This is a genomic window from Curtobacterium sp. B18, from assembly GCF_000333375.1.
In the GTDB taxonomy this organism is placed as follows: domain Bacteria; phylum Actinomycetota; class Actinomycetes; order Actinomycetales; family Microbacteriaceae; genus Curtobacterium.
Genome location: NZ_BACZ01000452.1, coordinates 1 through 8,126 on the forward strand (window position 1 = coordinate 1; position 8,126 = coordinate 8,126).

The 8,126-nt window shown below is 72.1% G+C and carries 5 protein-coding genes and 2 pseudogenes; 4 read left to right on the top strand and 3 right to left on the bottom strand.

Annotation, left to right across the window (positions count from 1 at the left end; all coding sequences use genetic code 11):
* A pseudogene (locus tag I5E_RS25520) lies at positions 1-290 on the top strand (ABC transporter ATP-binding protein); the annotation flags it as partial.
* Positions 291-512: 222 nt separating this feature from the next.
* On the opposite strand, the gene proP reads toward I5E_RS25520, so the two are convergent.
* Positions 513-2,093: a glycine betaine/L-proline transporter ProP gene (gene proP, locus I5E_RS12220; protein ID WP_022907236.1), complete on the bottom strand. Its 1,581-nt coding sequence runs from the start codon at positions 2,091-2,093 to the stop codon at positions 513-515.
* 289 nt (positions 2,094-2,382) lie between these two features.
* Between proP and I5E_RS12225 the strand changes: the two are divergent.
* A pseudogene (locus tag I5E_RS12225) lies at positions 2,383-3,522 on the top strand (class I tRNA ligase family protein); the annotation flags it as partial.
* A gap of 374 nt (positions 3,523-3,896) precedes the next feature.
* On the opposite strand, the gene I5E_RS23645 reads toward I5E_RS12225, so the two are convergent.
* Together I5E_RS23645 and I5E_RS12235 are read right to left on the bottom strand one after the other, a co-directional pair.
* Positions 3,897-4,469 carry a GIY-YIG nuclease family protein gene (locus I5E_RS23645; protein ID WP_031262492.1) on the bottom strand — a complete coding sequence of 191 codons (573 nt, stop codon included), beginning with the start codon at positions 4,467-4,469 and terminating at the stop codon, positions 3,897-3,899.
* 66 nt (positions 4,470-4,535) lie between these two features.
* Positions 4,536-5,381, bottom strand: a complete 846-nt coding sequence (locus tag I5E_RS12235) for a siderophore-interacting protein (protein WP_022907237.1) — start codon at positions 5,379-5,381, stop codon at positions 4,536-4,538.
* Between the two features lie 74 nt (positions 5,382-5,455).
* Between I5E_RS12235 and I5E_RS12240 the strand changes: the two genes are divergently transcribed.
* Both I5E_RS12240 and I5E_RS12245 read left to right on the top strand, forming a co-directional pair.
* Positions 5,456-6,157, top strand: coding sequence for a biliverdin-producing heme oxygenase (locus I5E_RS12240; protein ID WP_022907238.1), 702 nt, complete (start codon positions 5,456-5,458; stop codon positions 6,155-6,157).
* A 221-nt stretch (positions 6,158-6,378) separates the two neighbouring features.
* On the top strand, positions 6,379-8,126 hold a 1,748-nt coding region (locus tag I5E_RS12245; protein ID WP_022907239.1), incomplete at its 3' end, for a phosphoenolpyruvate carboxylase.

Below are 8,126 nucleotides of genomic sequence, written 5' to 3' on the forward strand. Positions count from 1 at the left end.
GTGCTCGACGACCGGTCACCGCACTCGACGCCACGGTGCAGGACGCGGTGCTGACGCTCCTCGAGGGGCTGCGCGACAGCACGGGCGTGGCCATGGTGTTCGTGTCGCACGACCTCCGGGCCGTCCGGCGGATGGCGGACGACGTGCTGGTCGTGCACGAGGGCCGCGTGGTCGAGCACGGCTCCGCGGCGACGGTGTTCGACCGTCCGACGCACGCCGTGACCGCGCGCTTGCTGCGCGCCGCCGAGCGGCTCGCCGCCGGCCCGCGGCCCGAGGCCGGCGCCGCGTAGCGCGCTCGCGCGGGCCGCCCCTGCGCGGACGCGGTGCGCCGGCGTTCTCCCGCGGTCAGCGACACGTCACGGGCGCGCGGAGCCGTGAACTGTCGCACAGCGCGAAACGGCGCGGACAGCCCGCGCCCTGCGCGCCGGACGAGCGGAGGCACGGGGCGACGTCCGTGGCGGACGCACACCGTGCCTCCAGGCCGGCCGCTCGTGCGGAGCAGCAGGCTGCGACTAGGAGCCCGCTGGTTCCTTCGACCCCGCACCGGACGACGGCACGTCGCCCGAGATGATCGGGATCTCGCTGGTCGAGAAGTCCTTCGCCCAGTCGGACTGCGCCAGGTCGGACTCCGGGTCGTTGTAGTCCTTGATGACGTCCGCGATCTCGTCCTCGTGCGCCACCGTCGGTCCGGACCCCATGAGCGGCGTCGCGGCGGTCTCCTTCGTGAAGTACACGGCGACGAGCCCGATGAGGGCGGCGGCCATCAGGTAGAAGGCCGGGATGTCCTCGGCCCAGCCGTAGCCGGCGTCCTTCGCGGCGTTGATGAGCGCGGCGGTCGCGAGCGGGGTCGTCCCACCGAAGAGCGACACCGACACGTTGAACGCGATGGCGAGGGCGCCGTAGCGGATGATCGTCGGGAAGAGCGCGGGAAGCGTCGAGGGCATCGTGGACGTGAAGGTCACGAGCACGAGACCGAGGATGAGCAGCCCGAAGAACACGCCGACCCCGGTGCCGCTCTGGACGAGCTTGAGCGACGGCCACGACAGCAGCAGGAAGCCGATGCAGCCGGTCGCGAGGACCGGGCGCCGGCCGAACCTGTCGGACAGCCGGCCGCCGAACGTGATGACGACCATCATGAGGATCATCACGATGACGATCAGGATGAGCCCGAAGGTCGCGTTCTGCCCGAGGTTCTGCTCGAGGTACGTCGGCATGTACGACAGGAGCATGTAGTCCGTCACGTTGAAGACCAGGACGAGACCGATGCAGATGATGAGCCCGCGCCAGTTCTCCGCGAAGAGCTTGAGGAACGGCGTCTTCTGCGACTCGCGCTCGGCGGCCTGCTCCTGCTGCTTCTGGAAGGCCGGGGTCTCCTCGAGCTTGAGGCGGAGGTACAGCCCGATGAGGCCGAGCGGACCGGCGACGATGAACGGGATGCGCCAGCCCCAGCTGAGGAGGGCGTCCTCGGAGAGACCGAACTGCAGGCCGGTGACGATCGACGCGCCGAGCACGTAGCCCGCGAGCGTGCCGAACTCGAGCCACGAGCCCATGAACCCGCGGCGCTTGTCCGGCGAGTACTCGGCGATGAAGGTCGCGGCGCCGCCGTACTCACCACCGGTCGAGAAGCCCTGCACGAACCGCGCGACGAGCAGCAGGACCGGGGCCCAGAACCCGATGGTCTGGTACGAGGGGATGAGGCCGATCATGAGCGTGCCCGCGGCCATCAGGATCATCGTCAGCGCGAGGACCTTCTGGCGGCCGATCTTGTCGCCGATCGGGCCGAAGACGGCACCACCGATCGGGCGCACGATGAACGCCGCGGCGAAGAAGCCGAAGGTCGCGACGATGTTCGCGGCCGGGTCGCCCTTCGGCAGGAAGACCTGCGAGATGGTCACCGTGAGGTACGCGAAGATGCCGAAGTCGAACCACTCCATCGCGTTGCCGAGGGCAGCTGCGGCGACGGCGCGCTTGAGGAGCGACTCCTCGACGACGGTGACGTCGTCCTTCGTCAGCTTGCGGCGGGCCCGCTTCACGGCGCCCTTCGTCCGGAGCGGCCGATCGCCGTTCGCGGGGCTGGTCTGGTTCGGTGACAAATCGTTCCTCCGGTAGTGCTGCGTCTTGCCTTCGGGCGCCCGGCGAACGGCGACGATGCAGTCCTCGCGAACCCCGCGCCCGCCGGACAAACTCCGACAGCCTACCAAACACCCGGCGTGTCCGTCAGGACCGTGTGGTACCGACCGTCAGCGATGACGGTGCGAGCCGCTACCATCGGGAGTACCGCGCCGCACGTGCGTGGACAATCAGGCACCTCACCACGGACTCGGTGCCGCACACAGCGGTCGCAGCACCGCGCCGAACGGAAGGCCCGCCATGTCGAAGCCCATGCCCGAGAAGCCCACGGTGGACGGACTCGAAGACGTCTGGGGCCCGGTCTGGGAGCAGGACGGCACCTACCGGTTCGACCGCGACGCCGCCGGCGACCGCAGCAACGTCTACTCGATCGACACCCCGCCGCCCACCGCCTCGGGTTCGCTGCACATCGGGCACGTGTTCTCATACACGCACACCGACCTCAAGGCCCGGTACGAGCGCATGCGCGGCAAGCACGTCTTCTACCCGATGGGCTGGGACGACAACGGCCTGCCGACCGAGCGCCGCGTGCAGAACTACTACGGCGTCCGCTGCGACCCGCAGCTCCCCTACGACGCCACGTTCGTGCCGCCGTTCGAGGGCGGGGACGGCAAGTCGTCGAAGGCCGCCGACCAGATCCCGGTGTCGCGCCGCAACTTCATCGAGCTGTGCGAGCGCCTGACCGTGCAGGACGAGCAGCAGTTCGAGCACCTCTTCCGCACGCTCGGCCTGTCGGTCGACTGGACCCAGTCCTACCGGACCATCGACGACACCTCGCGGGCGAGCGCACAGCGCGCGTTCCTCCGCAACCTCGAGCGCGGCGAGGCCTACCAGGCCGACGCCCCGACGCTCTGGGACGTGACGTTCCGCACGGCCGTGGCCCAGGCCGAGCTCGAGGACAAGGAGATGCCCGGCGCGTACCACGGCATCGCCTTCCACCGCACCGACGGCGGCGACGACGTCGTCATCCAGACCACCCGCCCCGAACTCCTCCCCGCGTGCGTCGCCCTCGTCGCGCACCCGGACGACGAGCGCTTCCAGGACCTCTTCGGCACCACGGTCCGCTCCCCCCTGTTCGACGTCGAGGTCCCGGTGCTCGCGCACCACCTCGCGCAGCAGGACAAGGGTGCCGGCATCGCGATGGTCTGCACGTTCGGCGACACCACCGACGTCGTCTGGTGGCGCGAACTGCAGCTGCCGAACCGCGCGATCATCGGCTTCGACGGCCGCGTGCGCTCCGACGAGCCGGCCTGGATCGAGTCCGAGGGCGGCAAGGCCCTCTACGCCGAGATGGCCGGCAAGACCGTGTTCTCGGCCAAGAAGGTCGTCGTGGACGCCCTCACCGCGTCCGGCGACCTGATCGGCGACGTGAAGACGATCACCCACCCGGTGAGCGGTTCGCCTTCACGTTCGACCACTCCGCGATCCGGCTCGACCGGCCCTTCTTCGACCACGTCGAGGTGTGGCCGGACGTCATCCTGCCGGAGCTCCGTGTCGCGATCGAGTACGACTCCACCGGTCGGCACGGCCTCGAGCACGTCGGACCCCGGCAGGAGACCGACCGCCGGAAGGACCGGGCGGTGCGCGGCGTCGGCTGGGAGGTCGTGCGCGTCCGCACCGGGCGGCTGCAGGCCATCGGGCCGTACGACCTCGAGGTCTCCGGGATCTCCGGCCGGACGATCGCCCGCCTGGTCGACACGCTGCGCGAGGTCCGCGGCGCCCTGTTCGTCGACGCGTACGCGCGCTGACGCGCGGGCGGCCGGGCGTCAGCCGCGCAGTGCCAGCGCCTCGCTCGTCCACCGGGCGTGCAGCTCCCACGGGTCGCTCACCCCGGCGGACACGACGGCGACGTGCTCGAGCAACTCCGGCGTCACCCGGAACCACTCGGTGCCCGGGTACCGCGTCGCCCGGAACTGCCCGTGCCGCCGTCGCTCGAGCGTCCGGTCGCCGCGCTCGAAGCCGAGCAGGTCCTGGTGCGGGATCGCCGCCAGCCGCTGCCGCGGGTTCGTGGTCGTCCCGATCTTGATCCGGTCGCCGAAGTCGTCCCGCATCCGCAGGTAGTAGACGACGTCGACGCGGGGCGGGGCGAGGTCCCCGTCCGGCACCTCACCCCAGCGCCACTCGCACCGCGCGCACACCGCGCCGGACGGGAAGCGCACGCCGACCCCTGCTCCGCAGACCGGGCACGGGCCGGGGAGCACGTCTTCGACGCCGGGGTGCTCGGCGGCGGCGTCGGCCACGAGCAGGACGTGGGTGCCGCACAGCGGCACCGCCGGCACCGTCCACCCGGGGTCGGCACCGGCGTCGCAGCCGGGCACGCAGCACGAGAGGGCGACCATGCCGGGAACGCTATCCCGACCCACCGACGCGAGCCGCGCCTCCCGACCGGCCACCGCGGCACGCGGTCACTCCGTGAAGATGACCCCGATCGGTTCGCGCTTCTCCTCCTGGAACCGGTCCTCGGCACGGCCGAGCGCCCAGTACGCGGACAGCGACATCTCGGACTTCTCGAGCCCCCAGTCGTCCTGCAGCAGCCGTCGGATCGCCTTCATCGCGGTCCGCTCACCGTGCGCGAACACCTGCACCGGCCGGGAGGCGCGCTCCAGCGAGCGGGCCGCCTCCAGCAGGAGCGTGCCCGGCCGGGCGCCGGTGGCGTCGCGGTGCAGCCAGCGCAGGTCGACCCCGGCCGGGTGCGCGACGGCCTGCTCGTCGGCGGGACCGGCGACCTCGACGAGGGCGACGCCGGTGGCGGTGTCGGCCATCGCCTCGAGCGCGGCGGAGATCGCGGGCAGGGCGCTGTCGTCGCCGAGCAGCACGTGCGTGACGTCCGGGTCGTCCGAGGGCGTGTAGCCGCCGCCGGGGCCGGAGAGCGCGAGCAGGTCGCCGGGCTCGGCGGAGGCGGCCCACGGTCCGGCGAGGCCCTCGTCGCCGTGCACGACGAAGTCGACGGCGATGGTCCGCGCGTCGTGGTCGACCGCGCGGACGGTGTACGTCCGCCGTGCCGGGCGGTCGTGCTTCGGCAGGCTCTCGCGGAGGGACTCGAGGTCGTACGGCGGCGTGAGCCCGAGCGACGGCTTCGCGAGCAGGAGCTTCACGTACTTGTCCGTCGTGCGGAGCCGCTCCGGGTCCGCGGCGCCGACGAACGCGTCGAAGGCGGGACCACCGAGGTGGACGCGGACCATGTGCGGCGAGAGGCGTTCGGTGCGCTGGACGACGAAGACGTGCTGGGGACGTGCGGGTTTCGAGCTCATCGGTGCGAGCTTCCTCTCTCGACTTCTGGGTGCGCTGTGCTTGACGCGCAGGTGACTGAGGTTAGCCTTACCTCATGGACGACACCGTCACCCCGTTCTCCGAGCTGCTGCGCCGCCGCACCCGTCGCACGCAGGGCTCGACGGACGGGGTCGGGTTCATGCCGGACCTGCTCGCCGGACGCTGCGACGTCGCCGAGTACGCGGCGCTGCTCGGACAGTACGCGTTCGTCTACGACGCCCTCGAGCGTGCCGCGGAACGGATGGCGGACCACCCCGTGGCGGCCCCGTTCGTCACCTCGCAGCTCACCCGCATGCCGGCCATCCGTGCCGACCTCGAGTACCTGATCGGTCCGGACTGGTCCGAGCTCGTGTGCCCGCTGCCGGAGACCACCGCCTACGTCCGACGCCTGAACGAGGTCGCGGCCACCTGGCCCGGCGGCTTCGTCGCGCACCACTACACGCGGTGTCTCGGCGACCTGTCCGGCGGACGGCTGATCGGCGGGCTGCTCGCCGAGCAGTTCGGCTTCGAGACGAACGGCGTCCTCTTCTACATCTTCGACCAGGTGGCGGACCCGCGGGCCTTCGAACGGACGTACCGGGAGCAGCTCGACGCCGCCCCGTGGTCGGCCGGAGAACGCGAGCGGGTGATCGCCGAGGTCGAGCTCGCCCACCGGCTCGACAGCGGTCTGCTCGCCGGGCTCGACGCGACGCGCGGCCCCGCCGTCCGGCGCCCGGCGGCCGGGCACGCGGGCGGCGACGTCGCCGCGACCGCGTGAGCGCTCCGACCTGATCCCGGCCCGGTCCCGGGCGTGCAGGCGGTCCGTCCGGACGGTTGTCGTCACCGTCCCCGGTGGGCCGATACGCTGCTGGGATACCGGGACGATGCGCCCGGCCGACCCGGAAAGGACCACATGACGGCGATTCGACCGGTAGACGCGGGCACGGACGCGCGCGGGAAGACGTCAGCGGCGCGGTCGACAGCGACCTGCGTTCCGACGTGCGGTACCTCGGCAAGCTGCTCGGACGGGTGCTCCGCGAGACCGGCGGCGAGGACCTGCTGCACGACGTGGAGAGCCTCCGCGCGGCGGTCATCGACGCGTACGAGGGTGGCGAGGCCACCGGGGCCGCCCGGGCCGAGGCCATCGTCGCGGAGCTGTCCGCCGAGCGTGCCGAAGCCGTGGCCCAGGCCTTCACCACGTACTTCCACCTGACGAACCTCGCCGAGGAGCACCACCGCGTGCGCGTGCTCCGGCACCGCGGGGACGACGGCGGGCTCGCCGGTGACTCGTTCCCGGCGACCTACGCCTCGCTCGTCGAGCAGCTCGGCGACGAGGCCGCTGCCGCCCGGCTCCGCGAGCTGCGGTTCCACCCGGTCCTCACCGCACACCCGACCGAGGCCCGCCGACGCGCGGTGACCACGGCGGTGCGGCGCATCACCGACCTCATCGACGAGCGCGACCGGACGACGAACGCCACGGCCCTCGCCGAGAACGAGCGACGCCTGCTCGAGGAGATCACCACGCTCCTGCGCACCTCGCCGCTCCGCACGACCCGGCCGACCCCGCTCGACGAGGTCCGCACGGCGATGAGCGTGTTCGACCAGACGCTGTTCGAGATCGTCCCGCAGGTGTACCGCCTGCTCGACGACCGACTGCTCGGCGACGACGCCGGCCGGGTGCCCGTCACCGCACCGGCGTTCGTGCGCTTCGGCACCTGGATCGGCGGCGACCGCGACGGCAACCCGCACGTGACCGCGGACGTCACCCGCCAGGCGGCGGAGATCGCGGCCGAGCACATCCTGCTCGGGCTGTCCCGTGCCGCGACCCGCATCGGCAGCACCCTCACGCTCGACGCGAGCGAGACCCCGGCCGACGCCGGCCTGACCGCGCTCGTCGCCGCGCAGGAGTCCCTCGACCCGGGGATCGCCGAGCGCATCGGCGTCCGCGCACCGAACGAGACGCACCGAAGGGCGCTCCTATTCGTCGCCGCCCGCATCGACGCCACGCGCAGGGGCGAGGCGGACCTGGCCTACCCCGGTCCGGAGGCACTCCTCGCCGACCTCCGCACCATCCAGACCTCGCTCGTCGCGGCCGGTGCCACGCGCCCGGCGAACGGCGAGCTGCAGAACCTCGTCTGGCAGGTCGAGACGTTCGGGTTCCACCTCGCCGAGCTCGAGGTCCGCCAGCACTCGCAGGTGCACCGGAACGCCCTCGCCGAGATCCGCGCCGGTGGCGAGCTGAGCGACACCACGGAAGAGGTCCTCGCCGTCTTCCGCACGATCGCCGAGCTGCAGGCCCGCTACGGCGTCCGCGCCGCCAACCGCTACATCGTGTCGTTCACGCAGTCGGCGGCGGACCTCGCGAACGTCCACGAGCTCGCCGTCGCCGCGCTCGGGTCCCCAGAGGCCGCACCGGTGCTCGACGTGATCCCGCTGTTCGAGACCTTCGCGGACCTGCACGCCAGCGTCGACATCCTCGACGAGGCAGTCCGCACCGAGCCGTTCCAGCGTCGTCTCGCCGCGACCGGTCGGCGACTCGAGGTCATGCTCGGCTACTCCGACTCCTCGAAGGACGTCGGCCCGGTCTCGGCGAACCTCGCGCTCTACGACGCCCAGGCCCGGATCGCCGACTGGGCGAAGCAGCACGACGTCGAGCTGACGCTGTTCCACGGCCGCGGCGGCTCGCTCGGCCGTGGCGGCGGCCCGGCGAACGAGGCCGTGCTCGCGCAGCCCCGTGGCTCCATCGA

Excerpts from the sequence above, each read along its gene's own strand:
- I5E_RS23645 (WP_031262492.1), bottom strand. The coding sequence starts at position 4,469 with ATGGTCGCCCTCTCGTGCTGCGTGCCCGGCTGCGACGCCGGTGCCGAC.
- I5E_RS12235 (WP_022907237.1), bottom strand. The coding sequence starts at position 5,381 with ATGAGCTCGAAACCCGCACGTCCCCAGCACGTCTTCGTCGTCCAGCGC.
- I5E_RS12240 (WP_022907238.1), top strand. The coding sequence starts at position 5,456 with ATGGACGACACCGTCACCCCGTTCTCCGAGCTGCTGCGCCGCCGCACC.